The organism is Hymenobacter puniceus (assembly GCF_014333525.1).
Taxonomy (GTDB): Bacteria; Bacteroidota; Bacteroidia; order Cytophagales; family Hymenobacteraceae; genus Hymenobacter.
Window position 1 is genome coordinate 601,002 of the sequence record NZ_JACSCX010000003.1, and the last position, 18,483, is coordinate 619,484.

The window sequence follows — 18,483 nt, forward strand, 5'->3', positions numbered from 1 at the left end:
AGGGACTTTTTGAATTTTATGGCTCATCTACGTATCCCAAACGGGTAATTGCTGAATGGGCTACGGCTGCTGCCAGGTGCGTACGTAACGGCCCTGGCGGTCGTAGCGCTGGGCCTGCTGGTTTACGTCGAAGGCGGTGTCGCGCACGTCGGTGCCGGTGCCGGCAATGTACTTCCAGTTGCCCCAGTTCGAGGCCGGGTCGTAGTCGATGAGTTGGTGCTCAAACCAGGCGGCTCCCCAGCGCCAGTCCTGGTGCAGATCATGGATGAGGTAGCTGGCCACGTTCTGGCGGCCGCGGTTGCTCATAAAGCCGGTGGCCGCCAGCTCGCGCATATTGGCATCCACGAAGGCATTGCCGGTGCGGCCCTGGGTCCAGCGCTCAAACACGGCGCGGTCGGGGTTGGTGGGCTTTGGCAGCTGGTCGCGCAGGCCGCGCCAGCGGAAAAAGTCGGCGCCGGCGCGCAGGGCCAGCAGCCGGAAATAATCGCGCCACAGCAGCTCCAGGCGCAGTTGCATGGCGCCTTTGCTGCGGGCACCGTGGGTGGTATCGTAGCCGTCGATGGCGGCCCATATCTGGCGGGCTGAGAGGCTACCGTTGGCCAGCCAGGGCGAAAACTTGGTGCTGAAAGCTTCCCCCAGCATCTGGTTGCGGGTGTCGTCGTAGCGGCCGATGAGGTGGCGCTCCACGGCGTAATCGTGCAGGCGGGCCAGGGCGGCGGTTTCGCCGCCACCCAGCACAGGCAGGGCCGAGCGCCGGTCGCGGGGCCGGGTGGCGGGAGCTGGCTGCCCCAGCGCGGCTGCCAGCGCCGCAGCGGTGGGCAGCGGGGCCGGCGTGAAGCCGGCGGGCAGCGGCGGCAGCTGGCTGGGGGCGGGCTCCGGGGGGCGCACCGTCATCTTGGAGAAGACATCAAACCGGAACTTGCTGAACGAGTACGGCAGGTTGCGCACCGGAATGGGCAGGTCCTGGGGACGCAACAGGGTCAGGGTTTCGAAGAAGCGCAAAGGGATTTTGGGGTTTAGCGCGGCTTCCAGGGCATCTTCGGTTTCCCACTCCTCGGTGGTGTGCTCGGCGCTAGCCCAGATGGCATCGGCCCCCACCTGCCGGGCCAGGGCGGGCAGCTCATCCTCGGGCCGGCCCACCACAAAGTGAATGCCGCTGCTCAGGGCGGCGTAGCGCTGCTGCAAGTCGGCCAGGCTTTCGAGCAGGAAGGGCAGCCGGTGCGGGCCGGTGCGCGGCAGCTCCAGGTAGGGGTCGGGGCCCAGGGCCACGGGGTCGAAGCAGTAAACGGGCAGCAGGGCTGTGGCGTGGGGCGGCAGGGCCGTCAGCACGGCGTTGTCGTGCAGGCGCAAGTCGTTGCGCAGCCAGTAGAGGATGGTCATCGAAAAAACAGGATCTTGGTTGGGGGCTAACAGCTGGCCCGGCAAATCTTCCCGATTACGGTGCGTGGGTTTCCCCGGAATCCTGTTCCGCTGAATTTGAAAGAACGTCATGCAGAGGCGCAGCCGAAGCAGCTCGCGTGGTGCCGTTGCTCCGTAGCCCAGGGTTTAAACCCTGGGCTACGGATCGGTTGTGGCTTGACGATTTAACAACATCAGCACGCGAGATTCCTCGCAGGCTCGGAATGACGTTCTGGTTGCTCGCGCAGGTAGCCGGAAAAAGCAAAAGGCCCTTCAGCTTACGCTGAAGGGCCTCTGCGGTCCGGACGGGACTCGAACCCGCGACCTCCGCCGTGACAGGGCGGCATTCTAACCAACTGAACTACCGAACCAGTTCATCTCGCCGGGCAGACCGTGCGTCCTTCCGTTTTGATGATGCAAATATAGAAGCCCGATTCTGACTGTGCAAACAAAAAACTGCCTTAACGGCGTAGAGCAGGGGTTTTCGGAAGGTATCGAACTGTTACTAAACTCAATAGGTCCGATAAAAAAATATTCATTTTTTATCGGACCTATTACTGCAATGAGACAAGGCTGGCGAAACCGTCCCGTCCCGGGGGTTATTTTTTCAGCACTAAGTAGCCATACGCCGGCAGCGAAATTTGCGTGTTCAACGCCACGGAGTTGCCGGTTAGCGCGTCAGTCCACGTGGTGTTGGCCAAGTTGGCAGGCAGGGTATATACCTGCGGGGAGTTGCGCACGTTGGCTACCACAAATGCCTGCTCGGAGCCGGCCGTTTTAGTGAAGGCACACACGTTGCGGGTAGTAAGTGGCGTGGGCGTGCCCACCCGCAGGGCCACGCTGCCGGCGCGGGCTGCCAGGAGTTGCTTGTAGGCGCGCTTGACGTCGGGGTTCTGGCCCCAGCGCACTTTTACGCTGGTAAACGGAAACGGAATGGCTTGGCTCATGCCGGTTTCCTGGCCGTTGTAGATCATGGGCACGCCTTTGTAGAGGGCCGTAATTACAAACGCCGACATGGCACCATCTCTTCCGCCGAAAAGGGTTACGGGCGTGCCGTCGGAGCCGTTTACGTCGTGGTTGGTGATGTAGCGTACCACTTGCTGAGTGCCCGTGGCACCGTTGTACTCGCTGGTATTCAGGGCATCGAAGGTATTGGCCGCATTGGCGCCGTTCTTGTACACCTGGTAAATGCCGCCGTACCAGTTAAAGCCGAAGTTGTAGTCGAAGCCGGAGCTGAAGTTGGCGGGGCGGGTGCCCTCGGCCAGCAGCAGCAGCTTGTGCGACTTGATGTTGCGCAGCGTGTCGGTGGCCTGCTTCCAGAAATCGTTGGGCTGGAAGTCGGCGTAATCGAAGCGGAAACCGTCGACGTTGGCCGTGTACACCCACGATTTCAGGGCCGAAATCATTTCCAGGCGCATGGCTGCGTTGGTGAAATTCAGCTGGGCCACGTCGTTGTAGGTAGTGCCGTTATTGGACACGGGGGTGATGGCGCCGGCCGCATTTTTCTGGTACCAGTCGGGGTGTTGGGTAATCCAGGCGTGGTCCCAGCTGGTGTGGTTGGCCACCCAGTCGAGCATCACGGCCATGTTGCGCTGGTGGGCCCCGTCCACCAGGGCCCGCAGGTCGGTGAGGGAGCCGAACTCGGTGTTTACCGCGCGGTAGTCCTTCACGGCATAGGGCGAGTTCACCGATTTGCTGTCAGTGCCAATGGGGTAAATCGGCATCAGATAGAGCACGTTCACGCCCAAATCCCGGATTGAATCAAGCCGGGCCGTGACGCCGGCGAAATTGCCGCTCTGGCTGAAAGCGCGCATGTTCACCTGGTACATCACCGCATCCTCGCGGTTGGGTACGCCCGCGAATGGGGTACCATACTGGGGCGTCGTCGGGGTGCCCGGGTTGGTGGTGGGCGGCGTGGGTGCGGGGTCGTCGGAGCCGGACGATTTGCAGGCTCCCAGCAGCCCGGCAGCCAGTACAAGGGCCAGGCTGGCGCGGTAGGAGTTGATAAACAGTGACATAAGGCGGGGAAGATGGTGGGAATTGTGCGTGGGGGAAATTTATCAGAACGTCATGCTGAGCTTGCCGAAGCACCTCTACCGCTTCGTTGCAGTAGTAATCCAACGAAGCGGTAGAGGTGCTTCGGCAAGCTCAGCATGACAACTACTGCTTAGCGGCCAACTGGCTTGATACTGATGGCCGTGCCGCCGCCGGCGGCCAGCTGTAGCTTGAGCGTGGTTTTGCTGGTCACTTTCTGCTTGCGAATCTGGTAGGCCATGGGGTTTTGGTCCCAGCTGGCGCCCGGGCCGTCGGTATAGAGGGTAGCTTCGTATTGCCGGCCGGGCGTCAGGAAATCAAGCTTGATGGTTTGCTGGCGCGGGTTTTCGTCGGTGATGCTGCCCACGTACCAGTCCTCGCGGCCCTTGGCTTTGCGGGCCGTGGTGATGTACTCGCCGGGCTCGGCCAGCAGCACTTTCGTGTCGTCCCAGTCCACGGCCACGTCCTTAATAAACTGAAAGGCGTCAAGGTGCTGCTCGTAGGCTTCAGGCAGGTCGGCGGCCATTTGCACGGGGCTGTACATCGTCACGTAGAGGGCCAACTGTTTGGCCAGGGTGGTGTGCACCTGCCGGCCCTTGTTCTGGGCGGGGTTCCAGCTTTCTAGCTTGATCTGGAAGATGCCGGGCGTGTAGTCCATGGGCCCACCCATGAGGCGGGTGAAAGGCAGAATGGTTTCGTGTTCGGGCGGGTTGCCGCTGCTCCAGGCGTTAAACTCGTTGCCCCGGGCCGCTTCCGAAGCCAGCCAGTTGGGGTAGGTGCGGTGCAGCCCCGTGGGCCGCACCGACTCGTGCATGTCCACCATCAGCTGGTTCTGGCCCAGAAAAGCAGCGGTGTGGTTGAAGTGGTTCACCATCCACTGCCCGTCGTGGTGCTCCCCGCGCGGGATGATGCGGCCCACGTAGCCGGTTTTCACGGCCGCGTAGTTATGCTCCTTCATGAAGCGGTAAGCTTCCTGCTGGCGCCGCTCGTAGTTGGTCACGGAGCCGGAGGTCTCGTGGTGCATCATCAGCTGCACGCCCTTAGCGGCGGCATACTGCTGCAGCTCCGTCACGTTGAAATCTGGGTAGGGCGTCACGAAGTCGAACACTTCTTCTTTCCAGTTATTGGCCCAGTCCTCCCAGCCCACGTTCCAGCCCTCCACCAGCACGCTTTGCAGGCCGTGTTGGGCGGCAAAATCGATGTAGCGCTTCACGTTGGCGGTGTTGGCGCCGTGGCGGCCGTTGGGCTTGAGGCGGTTCCAGTCGGTGCCGGCCAGCTTGATGTTGCTGGTGTCGGCGTAGTTCCAGCTGGCTTTATTCACGTGCATTTCCCACCACACGCCCACGAATTTCTGGGGTTTGATCCAGTCGGTGTTGGGGAATTGGGTGGGCTCGTTCAGGTTCAGAATCAGCTTGCTGGCCAGCACCTCGGGCGCCTTGTCCGACATCACAATGGTGCGCCAGGGCGTGTGCTCGGGGGCCTGCAGGTAGGCGGCCGCGCCGGTGGCGCCGGGCACCAGCTGGCTGCGCAGCCCGTAGGTTTTGGTGTCCACGTTCAGGAATAGGGCCGGGTAGTTCACCAGCGCCGCCTCGTGGATGTTCACGTACAGCCCGTCGTCGGATTTCAGCATCAGCGGCGTCTGAATCCGGTTCGGGGCGGCCTTTTGCTGAATGGCTTCAATGGGCGTGGTGTTCACCTCGCTCAGGCGGGAGGTGGTGTAGGCGTACTCGTTGGAGTCGTAGTCGCCGGGTATCCAGAAGGCTTTGTGGTTGGCGGGCAGGTTGAACTCGGTTAGCTCCTGCTGCACCGTGAAGTAGCTCAGGCTAGGCTGCCGGGGCACCTCGTAGCGGAAGCCCACGCCATCGGCAAATACCCGGAACACCACGTCGAGGCGGCGGCCGGGCTGCTGGGGCTGGCGCAGGTGCACCGTGAGCTGCTGGTAATGGTTGCGGATGGTTTTCACCTCGCCCCACACCGGGTTCCAGCTTTCATCCACGTTCTTGGTGTCAGAGCCGGTGATTTCCAGCGGCCCCTCAAAGCCCTTGCCATCGGCCAACTCCAAACCCAGCCGCGACGGATTAACGACGGATTTCTTGCCGTACTGCACGGCGTAGGTGGGCTGCCCGGCGGCGTTAAGAGCCACCGTCAGGCTGACTTTATCGAGGCGGGCAGTGAGCGGGGCCGGAGCCTGAGCGGTGGCCGTTGGCAAGCCGATAGGCAGGAGCAAAACGGCCCAAAAGGTATGGCGCATGGGGAATTTGTAGAGGAGCAGCAGAGCAGTATCGGGCGGCGTACCCACCCGCAACACTACAAAGCAACCCTATCGTGCACCCACCCGAAACATATCAAGCTGAAGTCAAGAAAATATAATCAGATATGGGTGATTATGCATTGACTTACAGATTGATAAGTTAAAATAATCAGCCAAAAATATCAACCGAATATAGCTTGCTATTACCCGATTGAAGTCTGTTAGGACGGGCATTTTGTTTACGAGGTACTGGCGCCCAGCGTGAATATTTCGCGCAAGTCGGCAAGCTCAGCAGGACGGTTCTTTTGTTCCGGGTAACCCGCCAACTCAGACGGCCTCAATAGCCATAATCCGGGCTTCAAACTCCTCGTTCGGCACCAAAGAGCGGTTCTTCACCCGGGTCTTGTAGGTGTAAATCGTGTTGATGGAGTACCCCAGCATCCGGCTGATTTGCTCACTGTCCTGAATGCCCAGACGGATCAGGGCGAAGATGCGCAGCTCCGTGCTCAGCAGTTGGTCGTCGGGCAAGGTGAACTGGTCTTCGGGCCGGAAGAGGGCGTTGAACTGGGTAATGAAATTCGGGAACAGCCGCAGAAACACCGTGTCGAAACCCTTGAACAGCTCCTGCCGCTGCTGGCGGATGTTGAGGCCATCTACCAGCTTCTGCGCGGCCCCGTACTGCTTGTTGCCTAGCTGGGTATCAAGCGCTTTTTTCAGGGATTCCAGCCGGTCGATCAGCTGGGAGTTGTTGTGGAAGTAGTAACCGATATATTCCTGCTTGATGTGGTTGGCCTCGTGCAGGCCGGTATTCAGGCGGCCCAGGTCGTGGTTGCGAGCCTGCAGCGCTTGGTTGGTGGCCGAAATTAGCTGCCCGGCCTTCTGCAGCTTGCGCAGCTGTTTGAAGATGATGACGACGAAGCCCACCACAAATAACGCCAGCAACGTAACGGCCACGGCGTACACCTTCAACGACTTGCGCTGGCGCTCGATGATGCTGATTTTCTGCCCCTCTATAACCGAGGAAATGTGGCTGATTTCAATCTGCCGCTGCCGGGCCTTGTAAAACGCCGCCTGCTCCCGGGCCTCCTTGATAAACGCATAGGCGTTTTCCAGGTCGCCGCGCCGGTAGCAGTAGTCGGAGAGCTGGAAAATGGCCACCGTTTCCTTGGTAGCCGACTGCACATCCGCAATGGCCGATACCAAGAGCAACTCAAACGCCCTGTTCTCCTGCTTGAGTTGGGAGTAGATGTAGGCCGTAGTGCTGGCACTCACGGCCAGATGGTGCGTGGTCAGCTGGGGTAGTTGCCGAATCTGCTGGTACAGGGCCACGCCCCGCGCCAGCTGGCCTTTCTTCATGGCCTGAAACTGCTGCACCGCCAGTTGCTCGTAGGAGCCGGGCCGGCCAAACTGCAGGGCCGTATCGGCGTAGGCCAGGGCCTTGGCGTGGTAGGCGGGGCGGTACACCTGGTCCTGGTTGAAGTCGCCCAGGTCGCTGTAGGCGCGGGCCTGCAGAAAGTAGAAATCCAGCTTACCTGCCTGGTTCAGGTAGCCAGGCCGAATGCTGTTCAACTCCTCAAACGTCTCCTTAAACATGCCCGAGGACAGCAGAATGAACGCCAGTTTGAGCTTAGCTACCTCCGTTTTCTCGGGGCTGTTCAGTTGGCGGGCTATCTGGCTGATCTTCCGGCTATACACAAACGCTGAGTCGTACTGGAAAGCTTTGTATTCCTCGTAAATGCGCAGGCCCAGGTCGAACTTGGCCTCGTCATATTGTTTATTGGAGGCGTAGGCGGCCGTGAGCACCGCAATGCGGTTCCAGCGCTGCTGGTCGTAGTGGGGCTGGCGGGCCAGCGTGGCGTGCAGCGTGCGCAGCAGGCTGTCGGCCGGGGCAGGGGCCGCCTGCGCCCGGCCCGCCAGACTCCCAAAAACAAAAGCGCAGACAACCAGCAGACCTTTCACCCGGCAAATATGCACCGCCGTACCCCAGCAAGGCTACCGCCCCGCCGAATAAAGCAGTTATAATAAACCCTGGAACGTCATGCAGAGCAGAGTGAAGCATCTCGCAGGCTGACAGTGCTTCACTAGCGCAGGGTTTAAGCCCTGGGCTACGGCGGTTGTGGTTAACAATATCAGCACGCGAGATTCCTCGCAGGCTCGGGATGACGTTTTGGTTGCTCGCGCAGGTAGCCGGAAAAAGCAAAAGGCCCTTCAGATTTCTCTGAAGGGCCTCTGCGGTCCGGACGGGACTCGAACCCGCGACCTCCGCCGTGACAGGGCGGCATTCTAACCAACTGAACTACCGAACCAGGTGTTCTACTTTGCAGCCCTAGTGGCGTTGAAGTGGTGCAAAAGTAGAAGGATGAATTGGACTGCACAATAGCCTAGGCTAAAAAAAGCAAGAAACTCCATTCAGAGGGCGTTGGAGGCTGTTTATCAGGAAGAAAAAAATTGCAAAAATCGGCGGTAGCTGGCAGTGCGCGGAGTGCATGGCTTCACTTACCTTTGCTTTCTTCTCTCACTCTGCAACCCTGACGCATTCTGCCGTGGCAATGCTCCTCGATTTTGAACAACCTATTGCCGCTCTCGAAGGCAAACTCCGCGAAATGCAACAACTGGCGCTTGATAGCCAAGTGGACGTTTCGGAAGCCGTAGCAGCCCTCGAAGCCAAAATCAAGACCCTTAAAAAGGAAACTTACCAGAACCTCACCCGCTGGCAGCGCGTGCAGCTCTCGCGCCATCCCGACCGGCCCTATACCCTCGATTATATTGAAGGCATGACCGAGAAGTTTGTGGAACTGCACGGCGACCGGACCGTGGCCGACGATAAGGCCATGGTGGGCGGGTTTGCTGAAATAGAGGGCCGCTCGGTGATGTTTATTGGGCAGCAGAAGGGTCGAAACACCAAGCAGCGGCAGTTTCGCAACTTCGGGATGCCCAACCCCGAGGGCTACCGCAAGGCGTTGCGCCTGATGAAGCTGGCCGAGAAGTTCGGGAAGCCCATCGTGACGCTGATTGACACGCCGGGCGCGTTTCCGGGCCTCGAAGCCGAGGAGCGGGGCCAGGGCGAAGCCATTGCCCGCAACCTCAAAGAAATGTTTCTGCTGAAGGTGCCGGTTATCTGCATCATTATCGGCGAGGGCGCCTCGGGCGGCGCTTTGGGTATTGCCATCGGCGACCGGGTGCTGATGCTGGAAAACACGTGGTACTCAGTTATTTCGCCGGAGTCGTGCAGCAGTATTCTGTGGCGCAGCTGGGACTATAAGGAGCAGGCCGCCGAAGCCCTTAAGCTCACGGCCACCGATATGCTGGGCAATAAGCTCGTGGACGGCATCGTGAAGGAGCCCCTGGGCGGCGCCCACACCGACACCGCCGCCATGATCAAAACCCTAAAGAAAACCATCCTCAAAACCCTCGATGAGCTGGAAGCCCTGCCTCACGAGGAGCGCATCAGCCAGCGCATCGACAAGTTTGCCGCAATGGGCGTGGTGCTGGAATAAAAGAAGGACACTCAAGCACGTCATGCAGAGCGGAACGAAGCATCTCGCCAGTGTGGTAGAATTAGATACTACCCTGGCGAGATGCTTCGCTCCGCTCTGCATGACGTGCTTTTTTTATTTATTCGACTACTGAATTCCTCCCAACCGAAATTCCCATGACCGTTCATACCCTCGATACCGGCCTATTCAAGCTTGATGGCGGCGCCATGTTTGGTGTGGTGCCCAAAAGCATGTGGCAGAAGCTGGTGCCCGCCGACGCCAACAACATGTGTACCTGGGCTATGCGCTGCCTGCTGGTGGAAAACAACGGCCAACTACTACTGATTGACAACGGCATCGGCGACAAGCAGGACGAGAAGTTCCGGGGGCATTTCTACCTGCACGGCGACGATACGCTGGAGAAATCGTTGCGACAGCTGGGATACACGTCAGCTGATATTACAGATGTACTGCTGACGCACTTGCACTTCGACCACTGTGGTGGCTCGGTGGTGCGCACCGCTGGCGGCCAGCTGGAACTGGCTTTCCCAAATGCCACTTACTGGAGCAACCAAAGCCACTGGGACTGGGCCGTGACGCCAAACCCACGCGAGAAAGCCAGTTTCCTGAAAGAGAACATCCTGCCTATCCAGGAAAGCGGCCACTTGCGCTTTCTTGACCCGGCCACCGGCATTCCAGCCGAGTTGGGCGCCCTGCAGGAAATCATCTTTGCTGATGGCCACACCGAGAAAATGATGGTGCCGCTGCTAAACTATAAAGGTCGCAAGCTCGCCTTCATGGCCGATCTGCTGCCCAGCGCTGCCCATATTCCGCTACCCTATGTCATGGGCTACGACGTGCGCCCCCTGCAAACCCTAACCGAGAAAGAACAGGTGTTGCGCCGCGCCGCCGACGAAAACTGGGTGCTGATTTTAGAGCATGATGCCACCCACGAGTGCTGCACCGTGCAGCACACCGAAAAAGGCGTACGCCTAAGTGAAACGTTCAAGCTGGCGGAGCTGTAAGGTCGTTTTTCGCCTTTCGTTGTCGGTTTTTCGTTGAGAGTTAACCCTAGCACCACAGGCACCGTGACGCTGACCGAGAAGCCAATAAGCATCAGTCACCATTCAGCAACGCCCCCCGGCCTGGCCTTGGCTCTATCAGGGGGCGGGGCCCGGGGCTTGGCCCACTTGGGCGTATTAGCTGCTCTCGATGAGCTGGAACTGCCGGTGGCAGCGCTGTCCGGTGTGTCATCAGGCGCTATTGCGGGGGCATTCTACGCGGCCGGGTTTGCGCCCCGTGCTATCCTGCAGCTCTTTGTGGGCACCAGCTTTACGCGGCTCACCCGAATGGCGTTCAGCCGCTATGGCTTGCTGCAGATGGGGGCAGTGGAAGTGCTGTTTACCCGGCACCTTGGAGCAGGCCGCACCTTCGAAAGCCTGCAAGTGCCTCTGACACTAGTGGCTACTGACCTGACAGCCGGGGAATCGGTGCGTTTTTCGCAGGGCCCCCTGATTCCGCCGCTGCTGGCTTCGTCGGCGGTGCCGGTGCTATACCGGCCCATCGAGTATCAGGGCCGGCAGTTGGTGGATGGGGGCCTGCTCAATAATCTGCCGGTTGATGCGCTGCTGGGCCGGGGCTGGCCAGTGGTAGCCGTCAACTGCATCCCGACCAATACCGGCCACCAGATTACGGGCTTCCGTAATCTGGTGGAGCGCACCCTCAACCTGATTATCGGGGCCAACAGCACGCTCAGCAAGCAGCAGTGCCAGCTGCTGCTGGAGCCGCCGGAGCTGCGCGCCTACCGCCCACTGGATTACCGGCGTGGGCAGGAGCTGTTCGATATCGGCTACCGCTACACGCTGGCGCAGGCCCCAGCGCTACGGGCGCTGCTGGCTGTGCAGTAGTGGCAACAGGTCCGGATAGTCCGGCTTACCTTACATTTTCCTAGTTTTGGCTTCCGGCAGCTCCCACACCAGGTGGCTGTTGTTGTCTTTCCACTTCATTCTGCATGGCCGCTCGCAAAACCTCTACGTTCTGGTACTACATTTCCAAAGCTATTTTTGCGGTAGCCGGTTGGCGGCTGGGCCCACAGGTGCCCGCCAACATCAAGAAGAGCATGATGATTGCCGCGCCACACACCAGCAATTGGGACTTCATCTTTGCGCGGGCCGCCTTTTTCCTGATGGACGTAGATGTGCGCCTCACTATCAAAAAAGAGTGGACCACCACGCCATTGCTGGGGGGCTTGGTGCGCAGCCTGGGGGGCTTGGCCGTAGACCGTAGCCGCAACAATAGCTTGGTAGATGGCATGGTGCAACTATTCAAGGAGCGCGACGAACTAGTGATTCTCATCACACCGGAGGGCACACGGGCTTATCAGCCAAAATGGCGTAAAGGCTTTTACCACGCGGCTATGGGTGCCGGCGTTCCGATTCTGCTGGGCTACCTCGACTATAAAAATAAAGAGGCTGGTGTTGGTCCCGCCTTCTGGCCTACCGGCGACTACGAGAAAGACCTGGAAGAAATTAAGGCCTTTTACCGCACCAAGCAGGGGCGCTTTCCCGAGAAAGGCGTACGATAAGTATGCGTCCTGCCTGGAGTAAGGCCGGGCAGCTACCGGCCCTTGCATCTGGCTGTTGAAAGCGTACTTTGCTGGCTGATCACCTCATATGCTACTCAGACACAGCTACCTGCTATGGAAAAGATATATTCGCTGCTGTGGATTGTGCTGGGGCTGGGGGTATTTATCTGGCGGATGGTGCAGAAGGCCCAGGCCACCACGGCGCGCGAGCAGCAGCAGCGCCCGCCCCGGACACGCCAAGCCCCACCGCTGCCAGCCGCTTCGTTTGAGGAGTTGCTGAAACAAATGCAGGCCGGCAACCGCCCGGCTGCGCCTGCCAGCGGGCAGATGACTCCGGCTGGCCGGCCGCTACCGCATGAGACGGCGACGCCAGCCCGAAGCCTGGAACGGCCAACCGTGGCCGCCACTTCACTGGAAACTGCACCAGACGCCCGCTCTTTGGAGGTGCCGCTGCACGAGGCCAGGCGAGCCGCCAGCCAGCCCCGCGCCAGCCGCCGCCCACACGAGCCCGCCGATTATTGGGCCCGCCAGCAGGCCCAAACTCAGGAGCCGGCCCGGGCTACTGTCACAGACTTGCTGCGCAACCCGGCCGACTTGCGGGCCGCTTTCGTGCTAAGTGAGATCCTACAACGCCGCTTTTAAATTCAACTCTTGCGCTGCTTGCGGGTGGGTGTCAATTTATAGAGAATTCTGCCTGCCTAGGGCCGTGTGCTGCCCTGCAGAAATAGTCGGAACGTAGTGCCGTGGTGTTCCTTACTTTCCACCTCAATATGGCCGCCCGGGCCTTCCACTAGGCGGTTAACGAGGAAAAGCCCGACGCCAGTACCGTCGCTGGCTTGGGGGTGAAAGCGGCGAAATAGCTGAAACAGCTCGGCGCCGTGCCGCTCCAGATTGAGGCCCAGTCCATTGTCCTGCACTTCCAGCACGGGTTGGCCCGCCAGTTGGTAAGTCCGGATCTGCACGTGCGGCCGACGGCAGGGGTGGCTGTATTTCAGCGCGTTGCTCAGTAGGTTAAGCAAAATAGTGCGCAGATTGATGCGCACATACTGCAGCGTTGACAGTTTGGAGAAATCGGTGTCGATAACTGCGCCGGTAGCTATGATCTGCGGGCGCAGTTCCTGCTCTACGTCGGCCGTTAGTTCGGCTAACTCCACCGATTCGCTCAGGGGAAGACTAGCCGGCCGCTGCTCCTGCACCACCGCTGCCAGATCGTTGATGGTGGTAGCCAGGCTCTGGAGCGACTCTTTGAACAGGCGCAGAATGGTGGCCGTGTCAGCATCCCGCACTGTGGTAGTACGACTCAGCTCCTCAAACAGCCCCTGCAGGTTATTTACGGGCTGTTTGAGGTCGTGGCTGGCGGCGTACACAAAGTTATCCAGATCCTGGTTGCTGCGGGCCAGCTGCTGGTTGCGGGCCGTTACCTGGTCGTTGGCTGCCGTCAGTTCCGCGTTCTTGCTGTCAAGGGCCTGCCGTGTATTGGTCAGTTCAGCCAGCGAGTCGCGCAGCTGGCGGTTCATGGTCTGGATTTCGGCGTGGTAGCGGTTCTGGTATTGGCGCCATTCGTTTTTTTCGATGGCATGCAGCACTGTTTTATAAAGCAGTTCCCGGTCGAAATGCTGCTTTACCAGGTAATCGAGGGCGCCGTTGTTAAGAGCGCGCACGGCAATGCTTTCATTGCCGCCACCCGTAATCATCACCACGCACAGCGTTTCGCGGGGCACCAACTGGCCGAGCTGGTCCAGCATCTCTAGGCCATCGGTGTCGGGCAGGTTATAGTCCAGCAGGATGCAGTCAGGACGAAAGTGCTGAAATAGTGCCAGGCCTTCTTCGCCCGACGCAGCTTCGACAATTTCCAGCCGCTCGTGCCCCACTTGCCGGCCCAGATAGCGCCGGTACAGCATCCGGTCTTCGGGGTTGTCATCGATAAGCATAATTCGCTTCACGGCACGCTAGCTTATAGGGTATAGTTCAGACGAATCCAGCCAGTAGCGGGCAATAAGCCCTATTTTTTCTTCCAGCATGTGGTACTCAATGGGCTTGGTCAGGTAGCTGTTGGCACCCAGCCGGTAGCATTCAGCTACGTCGCGGCTGTTGGCAGACGTGGTGAAGACAATCACTGGAATGATGCGCAGCGTCTCGTCGTGTTTGATGACGTCGAGTACAGCCTGCCCGTCGGTACCGGGCATGTTCAAATCGAGCAGGATGATGATGGGCAGCATGTTTGGCCAGGCTGGATGGCGGCCATACCCTTGCAGGTATTCCAAGGCCTGGTCACCGTCTTCGCACCGCAGTACGGGGTGGCGCACCGCATTTTTGCGAAACGCACGGCTGAGGGCCGTGAAGTCCTCCGCGTTATCGTCCACAATCAAAACGGGAGCGAATGGTGAAACGAGCATTTACAGGTGCTTGAAAATAGAGAAATAGAAGGTGGCACCCTGGCCCAGCTCGGATTCTACCCACAGCTCACCTTCGTGCTTTTCCACCATTTTTTTGGCAATAGCCAGGCCGGCCCCGGTGCCTCCTTCAAACTTATCCTGCGCGTGCAGCCGCTTGAAAATCCGAAAGATGTTTTCGTGGTGTTTGGGTGCAATACCGATGCCGTTGTCGCGTACGTAAAATACATGATAGTCGGCTGGATTACCGGTTCCTTGCGGGCCACGTGCGGTGTCAGGAGCCAGCCCAATCTCCACAAACTTCTGCTCCGCAAGATTATAGCGCATGGCATTAGTTATTAGATTATTGAATAGCTCGCCCAGCCGCACCCGGTCGGCCCGAACTATGGGCAGGTCGTCGAGCAGGTGTACTACGGTATTGGTTTCGGCGATGCGTGGGTACAGCAAGTCTATCACCGACGCCAGTACTTCGGGTAGGGATATATCTTCCAGCGTCAGATCGAGGCGGCCCACGCGCGAAAGCTGCAGCAATGATTCGATGAGGCCTTCCATGCGCTGGCTGAGGCGTACCAGCGTCTGAAGTCGGCTGATGCCTTCTGCATCCAGCAAGTCGGCGTAATCTTCAAGCAGAAATACCGAGTAATTATGGATGCCCCGCAAAGGCTCTTTGAGGTCGTGCGAGGCTACGTAAGCAAACGAATCCAACTCTTCGTTGCTGCGTTCCAACTCGGTATTGAGGCGGGCTAAGTCGGCGGCGTGCTGCTGCAACGCCTGGAAGCGTTTCAGGCGAACATCAGAAATGTGCTGCCGGATGGCGGCGGCGGCTTCCAGTTCAAACGGCAGCCAGGGCGTGGCCGTGGCTTCCACGAGTTGCTTCCAGGCCTCAAACGACTGGCGCGGCGACAGGAATAGTTGTCCGTCGAGCAGGGTTTCGGGCTTTTCGAGGCGCCCGGCCCAGGTTACGGTTTGCACCTGCTCGGGGCGAAACCAGATGATGTATTCGTCTGGAGCCTGCGAGAGGCTGATAACCAGCAGACCGCTGGCGGTTTCGCGTATAGCCAGCCCGGCCGGGTTGTGCTGGGCGTAGGAGCTGGTGTGGAAGATTGGCTGGGTGTCGTGCTCGTTAAGCCACGCCACCAGGTCGGCTATCTGGGTTAGCGTGGGCGTCTGGCCCAATTGCTGGATTTCCCCACCGTAGCAGATGGCTGCCCCCCCGCAGCGGAACACTTTCAGCAGCGCAGGGCTGTGGCGGGAAAGCTCCTCCGTGAACGTGCTGTCGGTATGTACCAAGTCAATCAGGCGGGTTTGCTGCTCGCGCACGTGCCGGCGGTAGTCCCGCTCATCCTGCTGTTCTTTGGAGCGAAGCAGCAGCGACAGGGTTTTGCCGATGAACTGGCACAATTCGCGTAGCTCGTAGCTTACCAGCCGCGGAGTTTGGTGGTGGCAGGTGATCATGCCCCACAGCACACCTTCCCGGATCAGGGAGATGGTCATGGTGGCAGCCGAGCCCAGGTTGTGCAGGTACTGCAAATGAATGGGCGACACGCTGCGCAACACGGAATAGGTCATGTCGGGCGGGCGGGTGGCGCCGGGGCGCACGGCGGGCACCAGCGGCACCGGCTGGTAGTGCGCATCCGGAATGAAGCGCAGCCAGTTTTTAAGGTACATGGCGCGGGCCTGCTGCGGAATATCAGAGGCCGGGTAGCGCAGCCCCAGCCACGCCGGCAGACCGGAGTGCAGTGCTTCGGCAATCACCTCGCCGCTGTCGTCGGGCGCAAACCGGTAAATGGCCACTCGGTCGAAACCCGTGAGGGCCCGGACTTGGTCGGCGGCCATCTGGCAGCATTCCAGCACGCTGTCGGCGGCCAGTAGCTGGCTCATGGTCAGGTTGAGGGCTGGTAGGTCAAAGGCGTTGCCACCTGCTTCCGCTACCGGCTCGCCTTCCACCCACAGCAGGCCATCGTGGCGGTGCAGAATTAGCTTGTAGAAAGGGTGGCCGGCCACCCGATGGAGGCGTACGCCCAGCAGCCGGGCCGTTTCTGTGAGGGCAGGCAACAACGCCTCCACCTCCGCCAAGGCGGCGGTGTCCAGCAGCACAGCCAGCCCGGCCCCCAGCAGATCCGCCTCCTGCAGGCCCAGCAAGGGCGCTGTGTTGGCACTGACCTGCACAATGCAGTGAGTGTGTTCGTCTAGGCACAGCAGAAAGCCATAGGGCTGGATCAGGCCTGGAATATGAATGGGCTCCCGGTCGCAGTTGGTGAGCGTGACGTCCGGGGCCAGCAGGTTTTCATCGGAGTAGCTCACGGACGATTGAGCCATGCGGCAAGGGTGGTGAATACAAGGATGCTTGAATCAATTATTTCCTGCTCGTTTTCCTCGGTGGTGGATTCCGCAAGCAACTGGCAGAAGGTTTTCCAGCGCAGACCGGTTAGGGCGCCATAGCCCTGGAAGTACTGCGAGTCAGGAATGCCGGCGTTGCTGAGCTGGCGCGCGATTATTTGCCCGCCCAGTGTGGAGCCTTCCAGCACATAAAGCGCGCCCAACAGGGCCGGCTTGGTAGTCAGCGGCGGCATGGCCGGGCACAGCGGCGGCGTACCAGTGTAGCCCAGCGCGGGCAAGTCGGCCAGAATCAGGTGGGCACGGCGCCGCTGGGGAAGTTCCCAGGCCGCGGCAAATTCGTCGGCGTGCTGCTGCAAGTGCGCCTCATGCAAGGCCAGAACGCCATACAGGCCCGCCAGAAACTGCGCCGTTTCGGCAGCCGTGACGGTGCCGGCAGCCAGCGCCTGGTTGAACGGATTCCGCTCAACAGCGTCGTGGTAAGGGCGGGTTTCGGTGCGCAGCCGGGACAGAATCCCTGGCGCTGGCAAAGCAGAAGGCATACAGAAAACGAAATTAAAACACTAAAGCTACGGCAAAGGCGCACGAAGCTCATCCTTTACCGGAAAAAAGAGGGTGGGCAAGCCTTGCCCACCCGCCAAAAGTTTATAGGCAGTGACTAACTTGGCCCTTGGCTGGCAGGTCTGGCCCAGGCAGCTAGTATGCCAGAGACAGAGCAGTACTTAATCCTGGGTGAGGGCATAAGTTATCAGGTTGGCACCCATTTTCAGCGCCGCTTCGTGGGTAGCAGGGGTATCTTCGGGATAGGTGCCCAGGTCCTCCCAGCCGTTGCCCAGGTCGCACTCGTAGCTGTAAAAGCATACCAGCCGGCCTTTGTAGAGCAGGCCGAAGCCCTGCGGGCGCCGGCCGTCGTGCTCGTGTACTTTGGGCAAACCTCTGGGAAACTGAAATTTCTGGTGGTAGATGGGGTGGGAGAAGGGCAACTCCACAAATTCCAACTCGGGAAACACCTTCTTCATTTCGGGCCGGATGAACTTGTCGAGGCCGTAGTTGTCGTCGATGTGCAGAAAGCCGCCGCCCATCAGGTAGCGGCGCAGGTTTTTGGCCTCGGTTTCCGAGAACAGCACATTGCCGTGGCCGGTCATGTGCACGAATGGGTAGCTGAGCAGCTCTGGCGAGTCCAGCTCCACGGTGGCCTCGTCGGGGGCTATGTTGGTGCTGAGCGTCTGGTTGCAGAAGCGGATCAGGTTGGGCAGGCTGGTTTTGTTGGCGTACCAGTCGCCGCCGCCGCCGTAGTGCAGCTTGGCGATGCGGAAGCTGGGCGCTACCACCCGCGGCACGGCGGCCACCGTCAGCAGCACCAGGAAGAAGGACAGGCAAAAAGATTTTAGCATAGCGCAGGGGCAGGAGTAACCCACCGGTAAACAAAGTAACGGATAGCCCGGATAAGTTCAGTGGAAGGCACCTGCTCAGGCCCGCTGCACGGTGAGGGTGGGCCAATTCCTCACTTAATTCATTTCTTGCCGACCAATTATACAGAGTATAAGCACCGATGATAACCGGAAAAGATTTGCTGTAGCTGGGGCTGAAGCCCGGAAAGTGGTTTACTAAAGTAGTTTAAAGAAGTGTTGGAGCGCATCAACACGCAGGGGCTGAGCGTCGCACGGTGCCGGCCGTAACCTGAGTTGTACCCGCCACAAATACAGCAAAATCGGCCAAATCAAAGAGGAGTTGTTCGACGAGTAAAACCAGGGTATCGACGCCCGGTTTTTCTTTAACCGAATCGACATTTCCGAGCTGCCCAGCGCCTACAAAGACACCCACGAGGTGAAGCGGCAGCTTACGGAGTTCGACCTGGCCACCACCATCGACGAAATCCTGCCCTACGGCTGCATCATGGCTGGCGACTGGGAGCAGGACGCACCCTGGCGTAAGAGAAAGCATGTCGAGGAAGCTGCCCGGCTGGCTGCCGACGATACCCAGGCTGACGGTTCGGCGCTGGCGGAATAG

15 protein-coding genes and 2 tRNA genes are annotated in these 18,483 nt (G+C 59.6%); 6 read left to right on the plus strand and 11 right to left on the minus strand.

Annotation, left to right across the window (positions count from 1 at the left end; translation table 11 throughout):
• Positions 1-60 precede the first annotated feature (60 nt).
• The 6 genes from H8B14_RS11185 to H8B14_RS11210 form a co-directional block, all read right to left on the minus strand.
• The gene (locus H8B14_RS11185) at positions 61-1,380 is read right to left on the minus strand and encodes a DASH family cryptochrome (RefSeq protein WP_187315718.1); all 1,320 of its coding nucleotides are present in this window, start codon (positions 1,378-1,380) and stop codon (positions 61-63) included.
• Between the two features lie 315 nt (positions 1,381-1,695).
• Positions 1,696-1,769 (minus strand) — tRNA-Asp (locus H8B14_RS11190).
• Positions 1,770-1,997: 228 nt separating this feature from the next.
• Positions 1,998-3,416 carry an alpha-amylase family glycosyl hydrolase gene (locus H8B14_RS11195; protein WP_187315719.1) on the minus strand — a complete coding sequence of 473 codons (1,419 nt, stop codon included), beginning with the start codon at positions 3,414-3,416 and terminating at the stop codon, positions 1,998-2,000.
• Between the two features lie 149 nt (positions 3,417-3,565).
• On the minus strand, positions 3,566-5,683 hold the full coding sequence (locus tag H8B14_RS11200; RefSeq protein ID WP_187315720.1) for a glycoside hydrolase family 97 protein: 2,118 nt from the start codon (positions 5,681-5,683) through the stop codon (positions 3,566-3,568).
• A 327-nt stretch (positions 5,684-6,010) separates the two neighbouring features.
• On the minus strand, positions 6,011-7,642 hold the full coding sequence (locus H8B14_RS11205) for a DUF6377 domain-containing protein (RefSeq protein WP_187315721.1): 1,632 nt from the start codon (positions 7,640-7,642) through the stop codon (positions 6,011-6,013).
• 273 nt (positions 7,643-7,915) lie between these two features.
• Positions 7,916-7,989: transfer RNA gene (locus H8B14_RS11210), tRNA-Asp, on the minus strand.
• A 243-nt stretch (positions 7,990-8,232) separates the two neighbouring features.
• On the opposite strand from H8B14_RS11210, the gene H8B14_RS11215 reads away from it, so the two are divergent.
• The 5 genes from H8B14_RS11215 (at position 8,233) to H8B14_RS11235 (ending at position 12,385) form a co-directional block, all read left to right on the plus strand.
• Complete coding sequence (locus tag H8B14_RS11215; RefSeq protein WP_187315722.1) at positions 8,233-9,180, plus strand: acetyl-CoA carboxylase carboxyltransferase subunit alpha; 948 nt, start codon at positions 8,233-8,235, stop codon at positions 9,178-9,180.
• 155 nt (positions 9,181-9,335) lie between these two features.
• Positions 9,336-10,184, plus strand: coding sequence for an MBL fold metallo-hydrolase (locus H8B14_RS11220; RefSeq protein ID WP_187315723.1), 849 nt, complete (start codon positions 9,336-9,338; stop codon positions 10,182-10,184).
• Positions 10,185-10,217: 33 nt separating this feature from the next.
• Positions 10,218-11,066 (plus strand): patatin-like phospholipase family protein, encoded by an 849-nt coding sequence (locus H8B14_RS11225; RefSeq protein WP_261989969.1) that lies wholly within the window; start codon positions 10,218-10,220, stop codon positions 11,064-11,066.
• A gap of 104 nt (positions 11,067-11,170) precedes the next feature.
• A complete protein-coding gene (locus tag H8B14_RS11230; protein WP_187315724.1) occupies positions 11,171-11,743 on the plus strand; it encodes a 1-acyl-sn-glycerol-3-phosphate acyltransferase in 573 nt (190 codons plus the stop codon).
• Positions 11,744-11,857: 114 nt separating this feature from the next.
• Complete coding sequence (locus tag H8B14_RS11235; RefSeq protein ID WP_187315725.1) at positions 11,858-12,385, plus strand: hypothetical protein; 528 nt, start codon at positions 11,858-11,860, stop codon at positions 12,383-12,385.
• Between the two features lie 56 nt (positions 12,386-12,441).
• On the opposite strand, the gene H8B14_RS11240 is transcribed toward H8B14_RS11235, so the two are convergent.
• From H8B14_RS11240 to H8B14_RS11260, 5 genes are all read right to left on the minus strand, one after another.
• A complete protein-coding gene (locus H8B14_RS11240; protein ID WP_187315726.1) occupies positions 12,442-13,686 on the minus strand; it encodes a sensor histidine kinase in 1,245 nt (414 codons plus the stop codon).
• A gap of 6 nt (positions 13,687-13,692) precedes the next feature.
• The gene (locus tag H8B14_RS11245) at positions 13,693-14,139 is read right to left on the minus strand and encodes a response regulator (protein WP_187315727.1); all 447 of its coding nucleotides are present in this window, start codon (positions 14,137-14,139) and stop codon (positions 13,693-13,695) included.
• A complete protein-coding gene (locus H8B14_RS11250) occupies positions 14,140-16,455 on the minus strand; it encodes an ATP-binding protein (RefSeq protein ID WP_187315728.1) in 2,316 nt (771 codons plus the stop codon).
• On the minus strand, positions 16,437-17,015 hold the full coding sequence (locus H8B14_RS11255; RefSeq protein WP_187315729.1) for a biliverdin-producing heme oxygenase: 579 nt from the start codon (positions 17,013-17,015) through the stop codon (positions 16,437-16,439). Before H8B14_RS11255 ends, H8B14_RS11250 begins: the two co-directional genes overlap by 19 nt.
• Positions 17,016-17,195: 180 nt before the next feature.
• On the minus strand, positions 17,196-17,867 hold the full coding sequence (locus H8B14_RS11260) for a DUF4159 domain-containing protein (RefSeq protein WP_187315730.1): 672 nt from the start codon (positions 17,865-17,867) through the stop codon (positions 17,196-17,198).
• Positions 17,868-18,300: 433 nt separating this feature from the next.
• Here H8B14_RS11260 and H8B14_RS11265 point away from each other — a divergent pair, with 433 nt between their 5' ends.
• Positions 18,301-18,483 carry a hypothetical protein gene (locus H8B14_RS11265; protein ID WP_187315731.1) on the plus strand — a complete coding sequence of 61 codons (183 nt, stop codon included), beginning with the start codon at positions 18,301-18,303 and terminating at the stop codon, positions 18,481-18,483.

Bases quoted from the DNA above. Each gene is read 5' to 3' on its own strand.
- H8B14_RS11200 (WP_187315720.1), bottom strand. From the start codon at position 5,683: ATGCGCCATACCTTTTGGGCCGTTTTGCTCCTGCCTATCGGCTTGCCA.
- H8B14_RS11185 (WP_187315718.1), bottom strand. From the start codon at position 1,380: ATGACCATCCTCTACTGGCTGCGCAACGACTTGCGCCTGCACGACAAC.
- H8B14_RS11230 (WP_187315724.1), top strand. From the start codon at position 11,171: ATGGCCGCTCGCAAAACCTCTACGTTCTGGTACTACATTTCCAAAGCT.
- H8B14_RS11255 (WP_187315729.1), bottom strand. From the start codon at position 17,015: ATGCCTTCTGCTTTGCCAGCGCCAGGGATTCTGTCCCGGCTGCGCACC.
- H8B14_RS11250 (WP_187315728.1), bottom strand. From the start codon at position 16,455: ATGGCTCAATCGTCCGTGAGCTACTCCGATGAAAACCTGCTGGCCCCG.
- H8B14_RS11260 (WP_187315730.1), bottom strand. From the start codon at position 17,867: ATGCTAAAATCTTTTTGCCTGTCCTTCTTCCTGGTGCTGCTGACGGTG.
- H8B14_RS11245 (WP_187315727.1), bottom strand. From the start codon at position 14,139: ATGCTCGTTTCACCATTCGCTCCCGTTTTGATTGTGGACGATAACGCG.
- H8B14_RS11215 (WP_187315722.1), top strand. From the start codon at position 8,233: ATGCTCCTCGATTTTGAACAACCTATTGCCGCTCTCGAAGGCAAACTC.
- H8B14_RS11220 (WP_187315723.1), top strand. From the start codon at position 9,336: ATGACCGTTCATACCCTCGATACCGGCCTATTCAAGCTTGATGGCGGC.
- H8B14_RS11235 (WP_187315725.1), top strand. From the start codon at position 11,858: ATGGAAAAGATATATTCGCTGCTGTGGATTGTGCTGGGGCTGGGGGTA.
- H8B14_RS11195 (WP_187315719.1), bottom strand. From the start codon at position 3,416: ATGTCACTGTTTATCAACTCCTACCGCGCCAGCCTGGCCCTTGTACTG.